We start from the raw sequence: 20,021 nt of genomic DNA on the forward strand, positions 1-20,021 counted from the left end.
AGAGGTTCAAGCCATGAAGCAAAAGACGCTACCCCCATTGAACTGGTTGCGGGCATTCGAGGTGTCTGCCCGCTGTTTGAACTTCACCCATGCTGCCGAAGAACTGTTTTTGACCCAGGGGGCAGTCAGTCAGCAGATCCGCCAACTGGAAAGCCATCTTGGGGTGGCACTGTTCAAGCGCTTGCCCCGTGGCTTGGGACTGACCGAGGAAGGCCAGGCGTATCTGCCGGTGGTGCAGGATGCGATCACGCGACTGGCAGTGGGGACCAACGAAATTTTTGGTCAGCACAAACGTCGACCGATCAAGGTGCGTGGCAGCCTGGCGTTCTTTGTGCATTGGCTGGCGCCCAAGCTGGCGGAGTTTAGCCAGGCGCATCCCCATGTCGATATCCGCTACATCAGCAATATCTGGGTCAAGGAACTGGACGGTGAGGATGACATGGAGATTCGCTGGGGCCACGGTCAATGGCCCGGCCTGGTGTCGCAGCGCCTGACCTGGGATACGTTGTTCCCGGTCTGTTCGCCGGACCTGATGGCGAGGTCGCCGCTGACGGTCCCCATGGACGTGTCGCACCATCCGCTGTTGCATGTTCTGGGTTACGAAGAGGGTTGGGGTTACTGGTTGAACATGGTCGGTGCGGACACCGTCGACTCCTCGACCGGTATGCAGTTCGACACATTGATTTCCACTTTGCGCATGGCCGAGTTAGGTCAGGGGATCGCCCTGGCGCGGTCCTCGATGGTGGAGCAGATGCTTCAGGATGGACGGTTAGTCGAACCCTTTACCCAGCGTATCGAAGCCAGCGAGTCTTTTTACCTTGTGCGCGGTTCCGGGGCCGAGCAGCACCCCGACGCGGTGATGTTTTCCACCTGGCTGGTCGAGCAGGCACATCGTTTCAAATGAATGGCCGGAGCCAACCATGCGTTATGTGAGTACCCGAAATTCGGCCGTGCAGGTCGACTTCGAACAGGTCGTATTGTCTGGCATTGCCGAGGACGGTGGGCTGTTCGTACCGCTCGAACTGCCGCTGTTTGAATCGCAGGACATCGCCAACTGGTCGACCTTGCCCTATGACGAACTGGCCTACAGGGTAATCAGTCCGTTTGTGGGGGAGGCGATCCCCGAGACAGACCTCAAGCGCATGCTCAAAGAGGCGGGCAGCCAATTCAGGCATCGCTCCCTGGCACCTTTGCATCAGGTCGATCGTAACGAGTGGGTGCTGGAGTTGTTCCACGGGCCGACTCGCTCCTCGAAGGATTTTGCCGCGCAGTTGCAGGCGCGACTGGTGCCGTATTTTCTGCGCAAGCGCGGGCGTCGCGGGGTGGTTATCGGTGCCACCAACGGCGATACCGGGCTGGCGGCCATCGAGGCGTTCAAGCACTGCGAGGACACCCCCGTGGTGGTGTTTTACCCGGAGGCGGGCGTACCCCGGGACCAACTCCAGCATCTGCAAGCAGCAGCGCACCCAGGGGTTCATCAGTTCGCGGTCAACGGAAGCTTCGACGAGTGCCAGACCATCGTCACCCGGCTGTTCCGACAATGGCCGTATGCGCAGTACGAGGTGATCGGTTTCAACTCCAGTAACTGGGTCAGTGTGTTGGCGCAACTGGTGTTTTACTTCCACGCCGTGTTGCAACTGGGAGGCGGCCAGCGACCGATTGGTTTCAGCGTACCGGCGGCGAGTTTTGCCGAGGTGTATGCAGGCTACATCGCGCAAAAAATGGGTCTGCCAATCACCCAGATGATTGTTGCGACCAACCAGAATGACGCGTTGCATCAGTTGTTTCAGAAAAACCACTACAGCAGGTCACGAGCCAACAAGACGCTTTCGCCTGCCATGGACCTGTCGATCTTTTCCAATCTGGAACGGTTCCTTTGGGAACTCTACGGGCGTGACGACCAGGCGGTGTGTGCCCTGATGGAGGGGTTCGAGTCCAGCGGTGAGATGGTCATCGCCAACGAGTTCTGGTTGCAGGCGCGGATGATCATCGACTCCTACGCAGTCAGTGATGAGCAGACGCTGACGGAAATCACCTCGTTGTATCACGACACCGGTTACGTCATCGACCCGCATACGGCCACTGGCGTGCTGGCCGCCAGGTTGTATCGGCGAAGCCTGGTGGCGCCAATGGTGACCCTGGGGGAAATCTCACCGGTCAAGTCGGCGGCACTGCTTGGCGAGTTGGGCATCAGTGTGGCGGAGCTGCAACCTGAGGTCACGACGCAAGGACAGGCGCAGGTTTACCGGATTCAACCGGACGATCTCGATACCATCCATGAGCTGCTCGGAGCGCTGTGAAGGCGCGCCAACAGGAGGCCAAGTGAAGCGAATTCTGGACCCTCTCGATGAACACATCATCGCGGAACTACAGCTCAATGCCAGGGCTGCACACGCCGAACTGGCGGCCAAGGTCAATCTGTCACGCAATGCGGTGCGCCAGCGCATAGAAAGACTTGAGCGCGACGGGGTAATACAGGGATATACGGTACGCACGGGGGAGGGGCGACAAGCCACGTCGAACATCAATGCGGTGATTTTCGTTTACCGCTACGACCGGATGCGGGGGGCGGAAGTGTTGCAAGCGCTGCGGGCAATTCCGGAAGTCATCCAGTGCGATGTCATGAGCGGCGAGTTCGACCTGATGCTGCGGGTGGGCGCTGCGAGCCCGCAGCGGGTGCACAAGGTCTGGACTGAAATTGCCGCGTTGCCCGGGGTGGAAAACACCGTGACCTCCTTCGTGCTGTCGTCTGTCGTATAGCCCATTTTTCGTACCGCCAAAAGCCAACCTGTGTTGGCTTTTTTTATGTCTGAAGCAATGTCATGACTGTGGTCAAAACGCCCACAAAATAGAGCAAATTGGCCTATGTCACTGCCCTGGACTCAGCCCTAACCTAGTGCCCAACAACCCATCACCCGGATCAAGGGCATAACAAAATGACTGAATACAAATTGGCGCTGGTAGGCTTTGGCGGTGTTAACCGGGCATTGGCTCAGCTGATTGCCGAACGTAACGAACAGTGGAAAACAGAACTGGGGTTCACCCTGAAAATCGTCGGCGTGACTGACTTGTTTCTCGGTTCGGTGATTGGCCGCGAAGGGCTGGACGCCAATGTGCTCGCCCAATTGCCGGCAGTCAAAGGTGCATTGGCGCAACTGTCGGGTGGCGACGTCGCAGCCCTCAATGAAGCGGTGATCAAGGATTCCGGCGCGGACATTATTGTTGAAGCCACGTTTACCAACCCGGTGGACGGTGAACCGGCGACTTCGTTCTGCCGTTGGGCGCTTGAGGGCGGCCAGCATGTCGTCACCACCAACAAGGGCCCCATCGCCTTGCACGGCGCCGAGCTCAAAGCACTGGCTCGACGCAAGCATGTCGCCTTTGAATATGAAGGTTCGGTCATGAGCGGCACGCCGGTGATTCGCCTGGCCAGGCAGGCGCTGGCCGGCAGTTCCATTGTCGGTTTTGAAGGAATTCTCAACGGCACGTCCAACTTCGTGCTGACCAGCATGGAAGGCGGCCTGGGGTTTGCCGAGGCCGTCAGCAAGGCTCAGGAGCTGGGTTACGCCGAAGCTGACCCGACGGCAGATGTCGAGGGTCATGACGTACGCCTCAAGGTGGTGATCCTGGCGAATGAACTGCTGGACGCGAAGCTGAAGGTCAGCGACGTCACGTGCATCGGCATTTCGTCCCTCAGTCTTGGCGACATCGAAAAAGCCCGGCAGGACGGCGCCCGCTGGAAGCTGATCGGGTCGGCGATGCGCCATGCCGACGGCTCGATCAGTGCCAGCGTCGAACCGCGGCTGTTGAACAACGACCATCCGCTGGCCAGTGTTGGCGGCGCGACCAATGCGGTGTCGTTTACCTCGCAACTGCTCGGTGCGGTAACAGTTTCGGGGCCGGGAGCAGGGCGCACGGAAACAGCGTTTGCGCTGCTCTCGGACATCATCAGCATCCATCAATCCATTGCACGCAACCAGGAGTAAACCTGTGAAATTATCGCGCCTGGTTCTGGATATCGTGGAGCCGCCCATTGAAGTCTTTAACGCTTATGACGGATCTCTCATTGGTAGCGTAACGAATGTCTGTGCGTCGCAAGTTCCGCAGTTGTTGGAGACGGGACGCAGTGGTGCACGAGTGTGCGCCGCGTTAGCGCGTCATCGTCGGGCTCGCATTCTTGAGCAAGCCGCAATCAACATCGAACATGATGCCGGTGTGTTTGCCAGGCTGATCGTCGACGAGGCCGGGAAGACCCTCAAGCAGGCGGAAAAGGAGGTCAAACGTTGCGTCAACACCCTCAAGCTGTCGGCCGAGGAGGCCAGGCGCAATGCCGGGGAGGTGGTGCCCTTCGACGCTTATGAAGGCTCCGAATCGCGTCAGGGCTGGTTTTCTCGCGAGCCCTTGGGCCTAATCGTGGCGATCACGCCGTACAACGATCCGTTGAACCTGGTGGCGCACAAACTCGGTCCGGCCATTGCGGGCGGTAACGCGGTGATTCTCAAACCATCCGAGCTCGCACCATTGTCGGCCATTAAACTGGTGTCTTATCTGGTCGCGGCAGGTTTGCCTGAATCAGTGGTTACAGTCGCCACCGGCGGTGCGGAACTGGGCAAGGCGTTGGTCGCCGCCCGTGAGGTGCGGATGATTTCCTTCACCGGCGGTTTCGTCACCGCAGAGCAGATTGCCCGCACGGCAGGGTTGAAGAAACTGGCCATGGACCTGGGCGGCAATGCGCCGGTAATCGTCATGGGCGATTGCGACCTTGAGGCGGCTGTCGAGAGTTGCGTGTCCGGAGCCTTTTGGGCAGCGGGGCAGAACTGCGTAGGCACTCAGCGCTTGCTGATTCAGGCGTCGATTTATGAAGCGTTCCGAGAGCGTTTTGTCAGTCAGGCACGTGCGCTTGTGGTCGGCGATCCATTGCTGGCCGTTACCGATATCGGCCCCATGATTACTGCGCAAGCCGCGCAGAATGCCGAGCAAGTGGTGAACGAGGCCTTGCAAGAGGGCGCCACGTTGCTCTGCGGTCATCGGCGTGAAGGATCGTGCTACGCCGCCACCGTGTTGGAAAACGTCGATCACGCCAGTCGACTCTGGCGCAATGAAGTCTTCGCTCCGGTGGTGGTACTGCAATGCTTCGAGAGTTTCGATGAAGCCATCGCATTGGCCAATGAACCCGAATATAGCCTGCATGCGGGAATCTTCACCAATGATCTGGCAACCGCGATGAGCGCTGCACGGAGGATCGAAGCCGGGGGAGTGATGATCAACGACTCTTCCGACTACCGCTTCGATGCGATGCCGTTTGGCGGTTCCAAGTACGGTAGCCTGGGCCGGGAAGGCGTACGTTTTGCATACGAGGAAATGACCCAACCCAAGGTGGTGTGCCTTAACACGTTGGGTTAGTCGATTCGCGGTAAATGGATCAGCTCGTATGGCATTGGGTCGGTTTGGTCACCGGCCCAATGCGTTTTGCTGAATGGGGAGAAAGAAGAAGTTGAATATTTCCACTGAGCTGATAATCGCCAAGAAAGCGTCTGTTGCGATCTGAGGAACGCCAGACGCGATGCTCGCTCAACATCAACGTCGCTATAGCAACCAGCACAGGTACAAAGGCAAGCGCACAGATAACGGTCCAGCCGTATCGATTCAATATACCCCCGATGCCAACGAGCCGAGCACCACGGCGCTATCGCCAAGACGGTTTGCCCCGATGACGATGAAAGCAGTGCTGCATTTAGCAGGCATCTCTGCCGACCAGTTGGCGTCTCTTACACACCGCCGTACTGATACACGGTCGCACTCCAATACTGGCTGCCGTTACGTTTTTGGCGAGCCCATCCGTCGGCCATCAGTTGATTGGCGATCATTCGATTCATAAAGCCATGACCGAGCAGCAGAACCGGTCCATCGCTGGCTAGGGACTGCAATCGTTTAGCTGCCGTACTCGCGCGCATCCTCGCAGTGCTGGCTGATTCGACATTGCGTGAGTAACCGCACAACCATAAGACTCGAAGGATAAATGCCCAGGTAAACGGCGATAGCCGTGGCAGTTTCCAATGACCACAAGGTAGTTGTGCTTCGCAGAAAAGTGCGTCGACCAGTGCAGGCTTCAGTCCGAGCGCCTGGACGGAGGTCAGCGCACGAGGTGCGCTGCTTGAAACAATCACCGTGGCGGTTGCGGCGAGTCGCATACTGGCATGCGGGACCGGGTGGTGGGTAATTTCGGATCGGTTGTATTGCTCGATCCAGTCTTTCATCTCGAGCGCTGAGATTTTTTCGGTTGCGGCCAGTTTTGGCTGGCCGTGACGCATCAGGATTATTTCCCTGTTCACAATTTTACGTCCTTGTTCTGGTGTGTTTCAAACCAGCCGTGATCGCGGTACCACGCCACGGTGTCGGTAATCGTTTGCTCCAGTGCCCGGAAATTCAGGTCAAGCTCTCGTTCACTCTTGCTGTGGTTGAAACAGGTGCGGTCCTTTTCTCGTACCAACAGGCGCAACGTGGCCATGCTCAGCAGAATGGGCTTGCCAGTGAGGCGCGCATAGATCTCCTGCACAACCGCCAAGGTGTATAGAAAGGGGAGCGGTAGTTGTCGAACGGGTGTCTTGACGCCCGCTATACGTCCTAGAACAGGGACCAGCTGACGCATTGTCATATGCCGGCCCGCCGCGAGATAGCGCTCACCTCGTCGGCCTTGTTTGGCGGCAGCAATCAGCGCCCATGCCACATCACGGGCGTCGACAACGGAGAAGCTGCCAGGGATCAGCCCGGGTAACTTGCCGTTCATGACATCGTTGACCAACTGTCCTGAGGAGGTCGGGCCAATGTCGGCAGGACCCCACATCCAGCCAGGCAGGACCATGCAGGCATGCATCTCGGGATGTGCTTCCAGGAACGTCAAGATGACGCGGTCGGCGAGGATCTTGCTGCGGTAATAGTCATCCGCGTCGGCGTCGGCCCGCAGACATGTCTCATCGATGGACATGCCAGGTGCGCCGTCGAGCACGGCAATGGAAGACGTATGAACGAATCGTCGTATACCGGCGCGGTAGGCCTGGTGAATCAGGTCCCGCGTACCAGTGACATTGATCTTTTCGAGTTCCTTCCAGTGCCTGCCCCCCTTGTAGTTATCGCGAAAGAACGCCGCGGTGTGAAACACCGTATCGCAACCTTGCAGCGATGTTGCGAATGCGTCGACATTGGCCATGTCACCAACGACCAGCTCCACACCCGGCAGATTGTTGAACTGCTGTTCACCTTTGGCTCTTGAGCGGACCAGGCCTTTGACCGTGTAGCCACGAGCGACCAATTCACGCACCAGGTTGTTGCCCAGCAAGCCGGTTGCTCCAGTAACAAATGCGCTACGCATGGCTCAACCCTCACCCTGTTCGGCTAACGGCATCAACACCGCACTGTCGAAGAAGGCCTCTTCACGGATGGCCAGCCCGTTTCTGAAGGTGAAGTGTGCGGCGTAGTGCACGGTAATATGGCGTCCATGGGGTGCAATCACCCGGCCTGGCAGCACCAAGGGTGCGGCGAAGGTGCCGGTCAGTAAGGCAGTCAGCGCCAAAAAATCGTCAGCGACCATGAATGGGGTGAAGGTCACTTGGGCATCAGGGAACGCTTCGAACAGCGCAGTCTCTCGTTTGCGCATGGATTCGCGACCGGTTTGAATCCCCATACCATCGAGGTAGATGAAGTCTTCGCAAACCAACGCAAGCATCGCCTCTACATCTCGGCGATTGAAGGCTCTTGAGGCGCGTTCCGCATAGTCGTTGGGGCCAGTAGTCATACAAACCATTCCATTCGTTTCGAGGGCCTGTAGATATACCTTTGAGGCATCTCCGGAAAAACAGCGACTACTGCATAATGGATTTGCACATATGCAGACCAGGGAGGACAGGACGCATGGCGTTGCAAGCAAATTGGGACGATCTTCGCCTGCTGTTAGCAGTCTCGCGGCGTGGCAGCTTCCTTCAAGCTGGCCAGTTGCTGGGTATCGCGGCGTCTACCGTGTCCCGCCGCCTGACCCAACTTGAGGTTGCACTGGGCGAGCCACTCGTCGAGCGGGGCGTTGAAGGATGCTGGTTGACCTCGCGGGGCCAATCCCTCGTGGAAGTTGCCCTGGCTGCGGAAGCTGGCTTGAGGCGTCAAACCGCTGCTGGCATATCCGGGCTACACACAGAGCTATCTGGCAGTGTCCTGGTCAGCGCAGGAGAGGGCTTCTCGTCTTGTGTGCTGGAGGCCGCGAGTCGCTTCACTTCTCTGCACCCGCGTTGCTCGGTGGAGCTGATGGTAACAGCCGACTTTCACAAGATCGTCCGCGGCGTGGCAGACATTGCTGTACGTACAGCTCATCTAGGTGAGCCGTCGCTGATTTATCGACCAATAGGCCGGCTCGCCTACGGTGTCTTTGCTGATGCAGGCTATCTGAAACGGTTTCCAGGGGTGACCCCGGCCACTGCGGTCAATGTTGCCTTGCTTCCCCCGCTGGACATGTTGCCGCAAATGCGTGCGGCAAAGGCCGGTGGTCTGGACCGCGCGCAGATCAGTGTGAACTCGTTTGCCGTGCAGCTTGAATCGGTGAGGCGAGGTATGGGGGTGGCCGTACTGCCCCGTATTTTGGCGAAGGATCTGATCGGGTTGTTCCCGGATCTCCACCTTCCAGATATGGAGGTCTATCTGGTGACCCGGCCTCAGGCATTAAAGCAGGCCCACATCAAATGTTTTTTTGCCATCCTGGAGCAGGTGCTGCTCGAAGCCCTATCCATGGAAAATGTCGAAGGTTACCTCTTAGGGGGTGGCCCGTGAGTATCGGAAGAATAACGATCTCTACCGCGTATGGGCCACCGTTTACTGGCAGGCTATATGGTTTAATGAGAGGAATTCTTAATGGAGATGTTGCTATGGAAAAGGCGTTTCGAAACCCGTTGTTTTTAACCGGGCTGCCGCTGGCGATCTGCGGCGTTGCTTTCACCGCGCCCGGCCTTTGGATTCCTGGGTTGGTACTGATGATTGCGGGTTGGGCAAAGGGAAATAAGCGAGCCTGACATTCCGCTGGTTGCCGTTGGGCGCGGAGGGGAGTGCATGCGGATGGTGTCGGATATTTGATTCGGGCGTCGAGAGGACTGTTTGAACTATCTGAAATTGTGCGCAATCAAACGGATACAGCGACAGGCATTGTTTGTCTGGAGAAGATCTGATGAAACGCACAACTGCATTGATTCTGGTGGTGTCAGCAACCCTTCTGCTCGGTGGCTGCTGGCCGTATTATCGGCATCATGATGGTCACGGAGGTGACCATGGGCGCTACTACGGTGGTGACCGCGGAGGTCAGGAGTATCACCGGTATTAGCAAGTAGGGAGCCATCGACTGGTTTCCAGCCACTGGGTCATGGTGTCCGGTGCCAGCGAGAGCAGCAAGGGAAGCTCCTGGAGCCCTGTTTTCAATCAGCGCCGACAAGTTGTGAGTTGACCGGCGAGCAGGAATGGAAATACGCGGCTCCAGTTGGCTGGTTCTCGGAGAGGACTCGGTTCCAACACGTCAGTCCAGCGCTATTAATGCCGTCAGCCTGTAGATAGGACTTGATAGCGTGGCTTGGAATCACTCAAGTCCATCCCCAGGAGATATCACTTTTTCAGCGATTTACCGCTGGAAGGAATATGCAGGTAAGACATCACGCTTTCGGTCAGTTCGGTCGCCAGCTTGACGGCTTCTTTATTGCGAGCCATCACACCCGCCACCAATCCTTCGATCAATGCGAGCACGGCGATGTTGGAACTGGTCATTACTGGATGGTCGGCGGGGGCAAATAGCACGTGTTCGGCAATGCTGGTGAGAGGTGATGCCGGTGAGTCGGTGATTGCCAGCACCGAGGCGCCGCGCTCATTGGCAAAACGTGCGAGTTGCAGGGTGTCGAGGGAATAGCGCGGCAGGGAGATCGCCAGCAATACATCCTGATCGGTGATTGCGGCCAGACGGTAAGCGGCGTTTTCGTTGCCGCCTTCCATGCTGATGGCGGTAGCGTCGGCACAGAAGGGCATCAGGGTCGAAGCGGCCAGACCGGCGAAGTAGACGCTGTTGCCAAAGCCGAGGATGTAGATTTTCCGCGCTTCGGTCAGGCGGGTGACGAACGCTTCAAAGGTATCTTCATGGTTGTTGGTCGCCGCCGTGGCGAGGTTGCTGCTGGCGCTCTGGATTTGCTCATGCAGGCCAAATGCGCCGTCAGGACGATGCGCCAGTTCATTGCGAAGTTTGTCGACCGGCGACACCATCTGCTGCAAAGTCGCCACCAGCTCGGCCTTCATGCCGGTGTAGCCACCCAGGTTCAGAGCCTTGGCCAAACGATTGACCGCGGCTGGCGAAGTGGATGTCTCATGAGCCATTTCTTCGATGGTCAGCGTCGCAGCCCTTAGCGGGTGACGCAGGATAAAATCCGCCACTTTGCGCAGCGACGGCTGTAAATCGGTAACGATTTCCGCCAGTTTGCGCATCACCGGCGCGGCATAGACCGTGGTGTTTTTCGTGGGGGTCGGCATGTCCGGCTCAACAATTCCTGAGGGTTAGAGAGGGCTGGCTGGAGTGTATCCGAAGCCAGCTGCTACGGACTGTGTTGCGGCTCAGGTTATTTCAGACTTCCGGCCAGAAATTGCTGGAGACGCTCGGACTGTGGATTGACCAGCACTTCACGCGGACTGCCGCGCTCTTCGACCAGCCCCTTGTGCAGAAACACCAGTTGATTGGATACCTCGCGGGCAAAACCCATTTCGTGGGTCACGACCACCATGGTGCGTCCTTCGAGTGCGAGATCCTGCATGACTTTAAGTACTTCGCCGACCAGCTCGGGGTCGAGTGCCGAAGTCGGTTCATCGAACAGCATCACTTCAGGTTCCATGGCCAGTGCACGGGCAATCGCCACACGCTGTTGCTCACCACCGGACATATGAGCCGGCCAGGCGTCCATGCGGTGCGCCACGCCGACTTTGTTCAGGTAGTGCTCGGCTTTTTCCCGGGCTTCTTTCTTGTTCATGCCCAGCACATGCACCGGAGCTTCCATGACGTTTTCAAGGGCACTCATGTGCGACCAGAGGTTGAAGTGCTGAAACACCATCGATAGCCGCGAACGCATGCGCTGCAGCTGCTTGGGTTCGGCAGCCTTGAGCCCGCCGAGTTTATTGGTCACCAGCTTGAGCTGTTCGCCATTGAGGACGATATTGCCGGCGTTGGGTTGCTCCAGCAGGTTGATGCAACGCAGGAAGGTGCTTTTACCAGAACCACTGGAGCCGATAATACTGATGACGTCACCGGCTTTCGCTTCCAGGGACACGCCCTTGAGCACTTCGTGGGCGCCGTAGCTTTTGTGAAGATCCTGAATTTCAAGTTTGTACATGGTTTCAACTCTCTGGAATCAGTCGCTGAGCAAACGGCCTTGGCGAATAGGGGTACTGCCTGCCACTTTGGCCAACCACAATCCGGGCTGGGCGAAGCGCAGGCGTTCGCGGGCATACAGGATGCCGTCGGTGTTGGCGTGCACCACGCTGTGTTGATCGGTCAGCGGATCAATCACTTCGAACAGTGGATCGCCGACCTTGACGTGGGCACCCAACGGTTGCAGATAACTCACCACCCCCGGGTGCGGCGCATAGGCATACTGCGCGCCGGCGAACGGTGTCGCTTCACAGCGGCTCGGTGGCGCGGCAGGCCAGTCGCCGTTGATCAGGCCTTGCTCGGCGAGATAGCCGAGAATGGCCTGCGCACTGTCGACGCATTGCTCGCGCCCGGTGTCAGCCATGCCGCGCAATTCAATCGTGGTGGCCACGCACGCCAGCGGAATATTGGCTTGAGGAAAGTGCTTGGCCAGGTGCAGCCAGGGGATTGCGCAGGCTTCATCGAAGGCGTTGCCTCCTGCAGCCTCGGCCAGCAGGGCCACGCCAGCGCCGAGGCGGGCGGCCAATGAGCGCAAGCGTGACCAGTTTTGCGGCATGGCATACAGCAGCATGATCGACTCGAAGTCGCAGTGCAGGTCCAGCACCACATCGGCATCACAGGCATGCTGCATCAACAGGCGCCGCAAGCCATCGAGTTCCGATGTCGGTGCCGGCATATTGGTGAGGGCATCGCTCATGGCGCGGCGGATCAGTGCGATGTTGGCGTCGGCATCGTCGCCCAGTCGACCTTCCAGTTGCTGCGCTACTGCCTCGGCGAGCTCCGGGAAGTCGCGATTGAAATTCTTCCCGCTGGAGAACTCGAAACGACCTTGGTGGGTGGCCTGGAACATCTGGGCGATACCAATCGGATTGGCCATCGGCACCAGCTCGATCACTCCGCTGAGGCGACCTTGCTCTTCCAGTTCTTGCAGACGGCGCTTGAGTTCGACCGCGACGCGCATCCCCGGTAGCTCGTCGGCATGCAGGGAGGCCTGGATATATGCCTTGCGCGGCCCGCTGCCAAATCGAAACAGCGACAACTTTCGTTCTGTGCCCGAGGCACTCCACGGCAAAAGGTATTGAATGTGCTTCATAAAGCTCCTTAGTGCTTGCGCGGTGCCAGATAGGCCAGCCAGCGGCGCTCGGCCAGCTTGAACAGGCGAACCAGGGTGAAGGTCAGGGCCAGGTAGATCAGGCCGGCAGTGATGAACGCCTCGAATGGCAGATAGAAGCGCGAACTGACGGTTCGCGCGGCTCCGGTGATATCCACCAGCGTGACGATGGACGCCAGGCTGGTGGTCTGCAGCATCATCAGCACTTCGTTACTGTACTGCGGCAGCGCCCGGCGCAAGGCCGACGGCAGGAGAATGCGGCGGTACAGGGTCAGGCGCGACATGCCCATGGCCCGGGCCGCTTCGATCTCACCGTGAGGCGTGGCTTTCAAACTGCCGGCCAGGAGTTCCGCGCTATAGGCACTGGTATTGATCGCAAAGGCCAGGCAGGCACAAAAGGTTGCACTGGACAGGTAAGGCCAGAGCGCGCTTGCACGTACCGCCTCGAACTGCGCGAGGCCGTAATAGATCAGAAACAACTGCACCAGCATCGGCGTGCCGCGAATCACGTAGGTGTAGAGCCAGGCCGGGGCGTTGATCAGCGGTGACCGGGACACTCGCATCAGCGCCAATGGAATCGCCAGCACCAGGCCAGCGGCCAGGGAAATCAGCAGCACCTTCAGGGTCACCCATGCGCCACTGAAATACAGCGGCAGGTTTTCCCAGATCAGGTTGTAGTCGAGAATCATGGGGTTGCTCCCAATCACAGTTCGGCGGCTTTGATGCCGACCGAGTAGTGTTTTTCCAGATAGCGCAGCACCAGCAAAGACAGGCTGGTCAGCATCAGATAAAGCGCCGCTACCGCGAGGAAAAACGTAAATGGCTCATGGGTGGCGTCCGCGGCGTTCTTGGCTTTGAACATCATGTCCTGCAAGCCGATCACCGAGATCAATGCGGTGGATTTGGTCAGCACCAACCAGTTGTTGGTGAACCCGGGAATGGCGAAACGAATCATCTGCGGTACCAGAATCCGCCAGAACACTTGCGCGCTACCCATGCCATAGGCCGCGCCAGCCTCGGCTTGACCTTTAGGGATTGCCATAAAGGCACCCCGAAAGGTTTCCGAGAGATAGGCGCCGAAAATGAAGCCCATGGTGCAGACGCCGGCGATAAAGGGATTGATATCGATGTAGCGGGTGTAGCCGAATGAGAGCGCAATGCGGTTCACCAGATCCTGCCCGCCGTAGAAGATCAGCAGAATCAGCACCAGATCGGGAATACCGCGAATCAGGGTTGTATAACCTTCGCCCAGCACCGCCAGCCATTTAAACGGCGACAAACGAAAGGCGGCGCCGATCAGACCCAAGGCAATCGCCATGGTCATGGAGGTCAGGGCCAGGTTAATGGTCAGCCAGGCGCCATCGAGAATGCTCGATCCGTAGCCGTGAAGCATGATGAAGTTCCTCAAACGAGCGCCGGGAGGCGCGCGAGACAAGTCCAAAGCGGCGCCTGCGGGGAGCCGGCGCCAGGGTTGCGGGTCAGCGTTTATTCGCCGTAGATATCGAACGCGAAGTACTTGGCCATCACTTGCTGGTACTTGCCATTCGCACGGATGGCGTCAATCGCTGCACTCAGGCGTGCAACGTTTGCACTGTCGCCTTTACGCACCGCGATCCCGGCGCCTCTGCCGAAATATTTCGGGTCGTTGATGTCCGGCCCTGCCAGCACGAAACCTTTACCGGCCGGTGTTTTGATAAAGCTCTCATCGGTGTTGACGATGTCGGCGAGCGTGGCGTCCAGGCGACCCGCTGCCAGGTCAAGGAAGGCTTCATTTTGTGATCCGTAGCGCACCACCTCGACCCCGGCTTTCTCAAGTTGCTCGGTGGCGAAACGGTCATAGGTCGAGGAGCGTTGCACGCCGAGTTTCTTGCCTTTGAGATCGACCAGCGGGTCGTTGATCACGTTGCCGGCCTTCATCGCGAACTTGCCCGGCGTGTGGTAGTACTTTTTGCTGAAATCGACCGACTTCATGCGGTCTTCAGTGATCGACATCGACGACAGCACAGCATCGATCTTGCGCACTTTCAGCGACGGGATCATGCCGTCGAATTCCTGGATGACCCACTCGCATTTGACCTTCATCTCTTCGCACAGCGCGTTGCCAATGTCGTAATCGAAACCACTGACGTTGCCCTCTGGCGTCTTGAAGGAGAAGGGTGGGTAGGCCGCTTCGATACCGATACGCAGGCTGTCGTCGTCGGCGTGTGCCAGGAAGCTTGCGACGCACAGTGCCAGAGCACCTAGAAGTTCTGTCTTGTACATATTGTTGACTCCTTGGATGGGGCGTTTGGGTGGTAGGGAGGGCTGCCATCCGGTCTGGCAATGTGGACTGTCCCGATAATTCACGAGGGTATAAATGACACAATAAATTTCACAAATCAATGCATGTGAAAAAAATCATATCAAAGCGAGGCGGCACGCAGGGTACTGGTGGACGGTTACCCGCCGATGCCACCGAACGTTTAAACAAAAAAAGGGCGCCGATAAGGCGCCCGTTTTTTTATTCCAGTATCAAGGTTTTTGCGCTGTCGGGATAAGCTCACACTGGATTCTGGTCCAGTCCGGAGTACTGCGCTGTCCTTAGCGTCGATCCAGCCAAACCGTTTGTGCGTTACAGAACTCGCGCACCCCGAAATGCGAGAGCTCCCGGCCAAAGCCACTCTTCTTCACACCGCCAAAGCTGACACGCGGATCGCTGGCGCTATAGCCGTTGATGAACACGCCGCCGGTTTCAAGTTCGCCGGCCATCTGGCGGGCGAGTTCGACATTGCGCGTGTAGAGGGTGGCGGTGAGACCGAATTCACTGTCATTGGCCAACTCCAGCGCATGGGCTGCGTCTCGGGCCGTGATGATCGAGGCCACAGGACCAAACAACTCCTGTTTGAATGAGGTCATCTGATCGGTCACATCGCCCAGTACAGTGGGCTCATAGTAATTGCCGGGGCCTTCAGCCTTCTTTCCACCCATCAACAACGTCGCGCCTTCTTTCAGTGTGTCGCGCACCTGTTGGTCCAGTTCGTCGCGCAGATCGAAGCGCGCCATCGGGCCGATGTAAGTGGTGGTGGCGAGTGGATCGCCGACGACCAGTCGTTGGGTGGCCTCGACGAACTTGCGGGTAAATTCCCGGGCAATGCCTTGCTCGACAATCAGGCGTTTGGCGGCGGCGCAGACTTGTCCGGTGTTTTGATAACGCCCGATCACGGCGGCTTTCACTGCCTCATCGAGGTCGGCGTCGTCGAGCACAATAAAAGGGTCGGAGCCGCCCAATTCCAATACGCACTTCTTCAGTGCTGCGCCGGCCTGAGCGCCGATGGCCATGCCGGCACGCACGCTACCGGTGAGGGTGACCGCCGCAATGCGTGGATCGGCGATCGCCCTGGATACACCCTCCGGCGTGACATTGATAACCTCGAAAACACCTTCAGGAAAGTCCGCTTGCCGGAAGGCTTCCAGCAGCAGGTAGGCGCTGCCCATGACGTTTGGTGCGTGTTTGAGCACGTAGGTATTGCCGGCGAGCAACGTGGGGACTGCGCCGCGCAGGACTTGCCAGATGGGGAAGTTCCACGGCATGACGGCGAGAATCGGGCCGAGGGGGCGATATTCAATGCGTGCCTTGCCGCCTTCAACCAGGGTTGGTTCCGAGCTCAGCATGGCGGGGCCGTGTTCGGCGTACCACTCGCAGAGCTGTGCACATTTTTCAATTTCACCGCGGGCCTGGGCAATCGGCTTGCCCATTTCCTGGGTGATCATGTTCGCCATGGCCTCGGCATTGTTGCGCAAGGCCTGGCCGAGGTTGATCAAAAGCTGCGCCCGTAGTTCAACCGGTTCGCTGCGCCAGGCGCGAAACCCGGTAGCGGCCCGCGTCAGCGCGGTCTGCAGTGCCGAATCGGATTCGAAAGGGTAATGGCCGATCTGCTCGCCCGTGGTCGGGTTGATCGAAATGGCATGGGTAAGGCTGGAAACGTTGGTCATGGCACCGTCCTGCGAGGTAGGAATGTGCTCAGGTTATGGGGGTATACGTTTTCTGGAAACTGAATAATACTGAGCATAACGTTCACGTTTGGAGAATGACTTGGATCTGGTTCAGCTCGAAATTTTCAAGGCTGTCGCCGAGCACGGCAGCATCAGCCTGGCCGCCCAGCATATCCACCGGGTGCCATCGAATCTGACGACCAGAATCAAGCAGCTTGAGCTGGACTTGGGTGTGGACCTGTTTATCCGCGAGAAGAGTCGCCTGCGTTTGTCGCCGGCCGGTTGGAGTTTTCTGGATTACGCTCGACGTATTCTCGACCTGGTTCAGGAGGCGCGCGCCACCGTGGCGGGTGAAGAACCGCAAGGAGCCTTCGCCCTGGGTTCGCTGGAAAGTACTGCTGCGGTACGTATTCCAGAGCTATTGGCCGCCTATAACCAGAAGCACGCCAAGGTCGAACTGGACCTGTCCACCGGTCCCTCCGGGACGATGATCGATGGGGTGCTGTCGGGGCGGCTGGCCGCTGCATTTGTCGATGGTCCGGTGTTGCATCCGGCGCTGGAGGGCGTACCGGCATTCGAGGAGGAAATGGTCTTGATTGCACCGCTCAATCATGAACCGATTCATCGGGCGAAGGATGTGAATGGCGAAAACATCTATGCCTTCCGCTCCAACTGCTCCTATCGCCATCACTTCGAAAGCTGGTTCGCCAATGGCGCGGCGGTGCCCGGCAAGATTTTCGAAATGGAGTCCTATCACGGCATGCTGGCCTGCGTCAGCGCCGGTGCCGGCCTGGCGCTGATGCCCCGCAGCATGCTCGAAAGCATGCCGGGATGCACGACGGTCAGCGTCTGGCCGTTGTCGGAGTCTTTCCGCTATCTGCGCACCTGGCTGGTGTGGCGCAGGGGGACGGTGTCGCAGAGCCTCACGATGTTTGTGCGCTTGCTCGAGGAGCGCGGTGTCGTGTTGATCGATAAATAGTGGAAAGTTAACGGTCTGTGCTGAAAAACAGGATAATGGCGGCCAAATCGTTTAGCTCGTTATTCTGGTAATCACGCATGGAAATCAAGGTCAACTTTCTCGACAACCTTCGACTTGAGGCCAAGTTCGACGACTTCACGGTGATTGCCGATCAACCCATTCGCTACAAGGGTGATGGCTCGGCACCGGGGCCGTTCGATTATTTCCTGGCTTCGTCGGCGTTGTGTGCGGCGTACTTCGTGAAGTTGTATTGCGAAACTCGCAATATCCCCACCGAAAATATCCGCCTGTCGCAGAACAACATTGTTGATCCGGAAAACCGCTACAACCAGATTTTCAAGATTCAGGTCGAATTGCCTGCGGACATCTCCGCCAAGGACCGTCAGGGTATCTTGCGCTCCATCGACCGTTGTACGGTAAAGAAGGTGGTGCAAACCGGGCCTGAGTTTGTGATTGAAGAGGTCGAAAACCTCGACGCCGATGCCCAGGCGTTGCTGATGCCGCACTCGACCAGCGAAGCGGGCACCTACATTGTGGGCAAGGACCTGCCGCTGGAGCAAACCATCGCCAACATGTCGGGCATCCTGGCCGACCTGGGCATGAAGATTGAAATCGCTTCGTGGCGCAATATCGTTCCCAATGTGTGGTCGCTGCACATCCGCGATGCGCACTCGCCAATGTGTTTTACCAACGGCAAAGGCGCGACCAAAGAAGGTGCGCTGGCATCGGCACTGGGCGAGTTTATCGAGCGGCTCAACTGCAACTTCTTCTACAACGATCAGTTCTGGGGTGAAGACATCGCCAATGCGGCGTTTGTGCATTACCCGGACGAGCGCTGGTTCAAGCCTGGCCCGAAGGACGAACTGCCGACTGAGATCCTCGACGAGTACTGCCTGAAGATTTACGACCGGGATGGCGAGTTGCGTGGTTCGCATCTGTACGACACCAACTCCGGCAACACCCAGCGGGGCATTTGTTCACTGCCGTTTGTGCGCCAGTCGGATAATGAGGTGGTGTACTTCCCGTCCAACCTGATCGAAAACCTGTTCCTGAGCAATGGCATGAGCGCTGGCAACACGCTGGCCGAAGCGCAGGTGCAGTGCCTGTCGGAAATCTTCGAGCGCGCGGTCAAGCGCGAAATCCTCGAAGGCGAAATGGCCCTGCCGGATGTGCCTCAGGAAGTACTGGCGAAATACCCGGGCATCCTGGCGGGTATCCAGGGCCTGGAAGAGCAGGGCTTCCCGGTGCTGGTCAAGGATGCATCGCTGGGCGGGGAGTTCCCGGTGATGTGCGTCACCTTGATGAACCCGCGTACCGGTGGCGTGTTTGCCTCGTTCGGCGCGCACCCAAGCCTGGAAGTGGCACTGGAGCGCAGCCTGACGGAACTGTTGCAAGGCCGCAGCTTCGAAGGCCTGAACGATCTGCCTCAGCCGACCTTCGAAGGTCAGGCGGTGACTGAGCCGAATAACTTCGTCGAGCACTTTATCGATTCCAGCGGTGTGGTCTCGTGGCGCTTCTTCAGTGCCAGGCCGGATTTCGAATTCGTTGAGTGGGATTTCTCCGGTCAAGGCGAAAACTCGAATGTCGAAGAGGCCGCGACCTTGTTCGGCATTCTCGAAGACATGGGCAAAGAAGTGTACATGGCGGTCTATGAGCACATCGGCGCCAAGGCCTGCCGCATTCTGGTGCCGGATTACTCGGAAATTTATCCGGTAGAAGATTTGATCTGGGATAACACCAACAAAGCGCTGCAGTTCCGCGCCGACATCCTCAACCTGCACAGTCTGAGCAAAGTCGGCCTGAGAACGCTGGCCAAGGGTTTGGAAAACAGCGAGCTGGATGATTACACCGACATCACCACCTTGATCGGCATCGAGTTCGACGACAACACGCCTTGGGGCAAGTTGACGATCCTGGAGCTGCGGCTGCTGATTTATCTCGCTTTGCAGAAGTTTGACCAGGCGAAGGATCTGGTGGAAGCCTTCTTGCAATACAACGACAACACCGTCGAGCGCGGCTTGTTTTATCAAGCCGTGAACGTCGTGCTGGAAATGCAGCTGGACGATGATCTGGAACTGAGCGACTACGAGGTCAACTTCCGCCGGATGTTCGGTAACGAACGGATGGATGCGGCGATAGGGTCCGTGGATGGCAGTGTACGTTTCTATGGCCTGACGCCGACGAGCATGAAACTGGAAGGGCTCGACAGGCACCTTCGGCTGATCGACAGCTACAAAAAGCTGCACATGGCGCGGGCGAGGGTGGCGGCCTTGTACAGCTGATAGCGATAACAAAAAAGCACCTTGGGTGCTTTTTTGTTTTTTGGAGGCAGGCTAATCGCCTGTACGCGGTGGTCTCGTTTCTTGGCTCTGTCATGGGCTGTTGCTGCCTTTGAGGAGGCCCTTCCATATAGAAGGGCGTTTGGGCTCTTCTATATAGGCTTCCTTCGGGTCGGCTGGGTGCTTTCTGCAAGTTATTGATACAAAACCAAAATCAGTGCTTGACGGCAGATTCTGGAGGCCTATAATTCG

General features: G+C 57.9%; 19 protein-coding genes. 9 read left to right on the plus strand and 10 right to left on the minus strand.

Annotated features, from left to right (window positions below):
* Positions 1-13: 13 nt before the first annotated feature.
* From PMI29_RS02270 to PMI29_RS02250, 5 genes are all read left to right on the plus strand, one after another.
* A complete protein-coding gene (locus PMI29_RS02270) occupies positions 14-904 on the plus strand; it encodes a LysR substrate-binding domain-containing protein (RefSeq protein WP_008003743.1) in 891 nt (296 codons plus the stop codon).
* 16 nt (positions 905-920) lie between these two features.
* Positions 921-2,300, plus strand: a complete 1,380-nt coding sequence (gene thrC / locus PMI29_RS02265) for a threonine synthase (RefSeq protein ID WP_008003744.1) — start codon at positions 921-923, stop codon at positions 2,298-2,300.
* 22 nt (positions 2,301-2,322) lie between these two features.
* Positions 2,323-2,760: an Lrp/AsnC family transcriptional regulator gene (locus PMI29_RS02260; protein WP_008003746.1), complete on the plus strand. Its 438-nt coding sequence runs from the start codon at positions 2,323-2,325 to the stop codon at positions 2,758-2,760.
* Between the two features lie 176 nt (positions 2,761-2,936).
* A complete protein-coding gene (locus PMI29_RS02255) occupies positions 2,937-3,986 on the plus strand; it encodes a homoserine dehydrogenase (RefSeq protein WP_008003749.1) in 1,050 nt (349 codons plus the stop codon).
* A 4-nt stretch (positions 3,987-3,990) separates the two neighbouring features.
* Complete coding sequence (locus PMI29_RS02250; RefSeq protein ID WP_008003751.1) at positions 3,991-5,403, plus strand: aldehyde dehydrogenase family protein; 1,413 nt, start codon at positions 3,991-3,993, stop codon at positions 5,401-5,403.
* A gap of 365 nt (positions 5,404-5,768) precedes the next feature.
* Here PMI29_RS02250 and PMI29_RS02245 read toward each other — a convergent pair whose 3' ends face one another.
* Genes PMI29_RS02245 through PMI29_RS02235 form a run of 3 tightly spaced genes read right to left on the minus strand, consistent with a single transcriptional unit; the run spans position 5,769 to position 7,792 of the window.
* Entirely contained in the window at positions 5,769-6,311 is a 543-nt protein-coding gene (locus tag PMI29_RS02245; RefSeq protein WP_008003753.1) for a hypothetical protein, read from the minus strand.
* Positions 6,312-6,328: 17 nt separating this feature from the next.
* Positions 6,329-7,369, minus strand: a complete 1,041-nt coding sequence (locus PMI29_RS02240; RefSeq protein ID WP_008003754.1) for an SDR family oxidoreductase — start codon at positions 7,367-7,369, stop codon at positions 6,329-6,331.
* A gap of 3 nt (positions 7,370-7,372) precedes the next feature.
* The gene (locus PMI29_RS02235; RefSeq protein ID WP_008003758.1) at positions 7,373-7,792 is read right to left on the minus strand and encodes an ester cyclase; all 420 of its coding nucleotides are present in this window, start codon (positions 7,790-7,792) and stop codon (positions 7,373-7,375) included.
* Positions 7,793-7,908: 116 nt separating this feature from the next.
* Here PMI29_RS02235 and PMI29_RS02230 point away from each other — a divergent pair, with 116 nt between their 5' ends.
* Positions 7,909-8,811: a LysR family transcriptional regulator gene (locus PMI29_RS02230; protein WP_008003760.1), complete on the plus strand. Its 903-nt coding sequence runs from the start codon at positions 7,909-7,911 to the stop codon at positions 8,809-8,811.
* A 95-nt stretch (positions 8,812-8,906) separates the two neighbouring features.
* Positions 8,907-9,050, plus strand: a complete 144-nt coding sequence (locus tag PMI29_RS32340) for a hypothetical protein (RefSeq protein ID WP_008003762.1) — start codon at positions 8,907-8,909, stop codon at positions 9,048-9,050.
* 580 nt (positions 9,051-9,630) lie between these two features.
* On the opposite strand, the gene PMI29_RS02225 is transcribed toward PMI29_RS32340, so the two are convergent.
* From PMI29_RS02225 to PMI29_RS02195, 7 genes are all read right to left on the minus strand, one after another.
* Positions 9,631-10,539 (minus strand): MurR/RpiR family transcriptional regulator, encoded by a 909-nt coding sequence (locus tag PMI29_RS02225; RefSeq protein WP_008003766.1) that lies wholly within the window; start codon positions 10,537-10,539, stop codon positions 9,631-9,633.
* Positions 10,540-10,625: 86 nt separating this feature from the next.
* Positions 10,626-11,390, minus strand: a complete 765-nt coding sequence (locus PMI29_RS02220) for an ABC transporter ATP-binding protein (protein WP_008003768.1) — start codon at positions 11,388-11,390, stop codon at positions 10,626-10,628.
* An 18-nt stretch (positions 11,391-11,408) separates the two neighbouring features.
* Entirely contained in the window at positions 11,409-12,521 is a 1,113-nt protein-coding gene (locus PMI29_RS02215) for a succinylglutamate desuccinylase/aspartoacylase family protein (RefSeq protein ID WP_008003769.1), read from the minus strand.
* 8 nt (positions 12,522-12,529) lie between these two features.
* Positions 12,530-13,228, minus strand: a complete 699-nt coding sequence (locus tag PMI29_RS02210) for an ABC transporter permease (protein WP_008003771.1) — start codon at positions 13,226-13,228, stop codon at positions 12,530-12,532.
* A gap of 14 nt (positions 13,229-13,242) precedes the next feature.
* Positions 13,243-13,932 (minus strand): ABC transporter permease, encoded by a 690-nt coding sequence (locus PMI29_RS02205; protein ID WP_008003773.1) that lies wholly within the window; start codon positions 13,930-13,932, stop codon positions 13,243-13,245.
* A gap of 92 nt (positions 13,933-14,024) precedes the next feature.
* A complete protein-coding gene (locus tag PMI29_RS02200) occupies positions 14,025-14,801 on the minus strand; it encodes an ABC transporter substrate-binding protein (protein ID WP_008003774.1) in 777 nt (258 codons plus the stop codon).
* 318 nt (positions 14,802-15,119) lie between these two features.
* Positions 15,120-16,511, minus strand: a complete 1,392-nt coding sequence (locus PMI29_RS02195) for an aldehyde dehydrogenase family protein (protein WP_008003777.1) — start codon at positions 16,509-16,511, stop codon at positions 15,120-15,122.
* A 100-nt stretch (positions 16,512-16,611) separates the two neighbouring features.
* Here PMI29_RS02195 and ptrR point away from each other — a divergent pair, with 100 nt between their 5' ends.
* Positions 16,612-17,490 (plus strand): putrescine utilization regulator PtrR, encoded by an 879-nt coding sequence (gene ptrR / locus PMI29_RS02190; RefSeq protein ID WP_008003779.1) that lies wholly within the window; start codon positions 16,612-16,614, stop codon positions 17,488-17,490.
* 77 nt (positions 17,491-17,567) lie between these two features.
* Complete coding sequence (locus tag PMI29_RS02185) at positions 17,568-19,772, plus strand: OsmC domain/YcaO domain-containing protein (protein WP_008003781.1); 2,205 nt, start codon at positions 17,568-17,570, stop codon at positions 19,770-19,772.
* Positions 19,773-20,021: the final 249 nt, after the last annotated feature.

Source organism: Pseudomonas sp. GM49, from assembly GCF_000282355.1.
Lineage (GTDB): Bacteria > Pseudomonadota > Gammaproteobacteria > Pseudomonadales > Pseudomonadaceae > Aquipseudomonas.

What these genes read in the sequence shown, in the direction of transcription:
- PMI29_RS02270 (WP_008003743.1), top strand. Translation starts at nt 14, where the DNA reads ATGAAGCAAAAGACGCTACCCCCATTGAACTGGTTGCGGGCATTCGAG.
- thrC (WP_008003744.1), top strand. Translation starts at nt 921, where the DNA reads ATGCGTTATGTGAGTACCCGAAATTCGGCCGTGCAGGTCGACTTCGAA.
- PMI29_RS02255 (WP_008003749.1), top strand. Translation starts at nt 2,937, where the DNA reads ATGACTGAATACAAATTGGCGCTGGTAGGCTTTGGCGGTGTTAACCGG.
- PMI29_RS02245 (WP_008003753.1), bottom strand. Translation starts at nt 6,311, where the DNA reads ATGCGTCACGGCCAGCCAAAACTGGCCGCAACCGAAAAAATCTCAGCG.
- PMI29_RS02240 (WP_008003754.1), bottom strand. Translation starts at nt 7,369, where the DNA reads ATGCGTAGCGCATTTGTTACTGGAGCAACCGGCTTGCTGGGCAACAAC.
- PMI29_RS02235 (WP_008003758.1), bottom strand. Translation starts at nt 7,792, where the DNA reads ATGACTACTGGCCCCAACGACTATGCGGAACGCGCCTCAAGAGCCTTC.
- PMI29_RS02230 (WP_008003760.1), top strand. Translation starts at nt 7,909, where the DNA reads ATGGCGTTGCAAGCAAATTGGGACGATCTTCGCCTGCTGTTAGCAGTC.
- PMI29_RS32340 (WP_008003762.1), top strand. Translation starts at nt 8,907, where the DNA reads ATGGAAAAGGCGTTTCGAAACCCGTTGTTTTTAACCGGGCTGCCGCTG.
- PMI29_RS02225 (WP_008003766.1), bottom strand. Translation starts at nt 10,539, where the DNA reads ATGCCGACCCCCACGAAAAACACCACGGTCTATGCCGCGCCGGTGATG.
- PMI29_RS02220 (WP_008003768.1), bottom strand. Translation starts at nt 11,390, where the DNA reads ATGTACAAACTTGAAATTCAGGATCTTCACAAAAGCTACGGCGCCCAC.
- PMI29_RS02215 (WP_008003769.1), bottom strand. Translation starts at nt 12,521, where the DNA reads ATGAAGCACATTCAATACCTTTTGCCGTGGAGTGCCTCGGGCACAGAA.
- PMI29_RS02210 (WP_008003771.1), bottom strand. Translation starts at nt 13,228, where the DNA reads ATGATTCTCGACTACAACCTGATCTGGGAAAACCTGCCGCTGTATTTC.
- PMI29_RS02205 (WP_008003773.1), bottom strand. Translation starts at nt 13,932, where the DNA reads ATGCTTCACGGCTACGGATCGAGCATTCTCGATGGCGCCTGGCTGACC.
- PMI29_RS02200 (WP_008003774.1), bottom strand. Translation starts at nt 14,801, where the DNA reads ATGTACAAGACAGAACTTCTAGGTGCTCTGGCACTGTGCGTCGCAAGC.
- PMI29_RS02195 (WP_008003777.1), bottom strand. Translation starts at nt 16,511, where the DNA reads ATGACCAACGTTTCCAGCCTTACCCATGCCATTTCGATCAACCCGACC.
- PMI29_RS02185 (WP_008003781.1), top strand. Translation starts at nt 17,568, where the DNA reads ATGGAAATCAAGGTCAACTTTCTCGACAACCTTCGACTTGAGGCCAAG.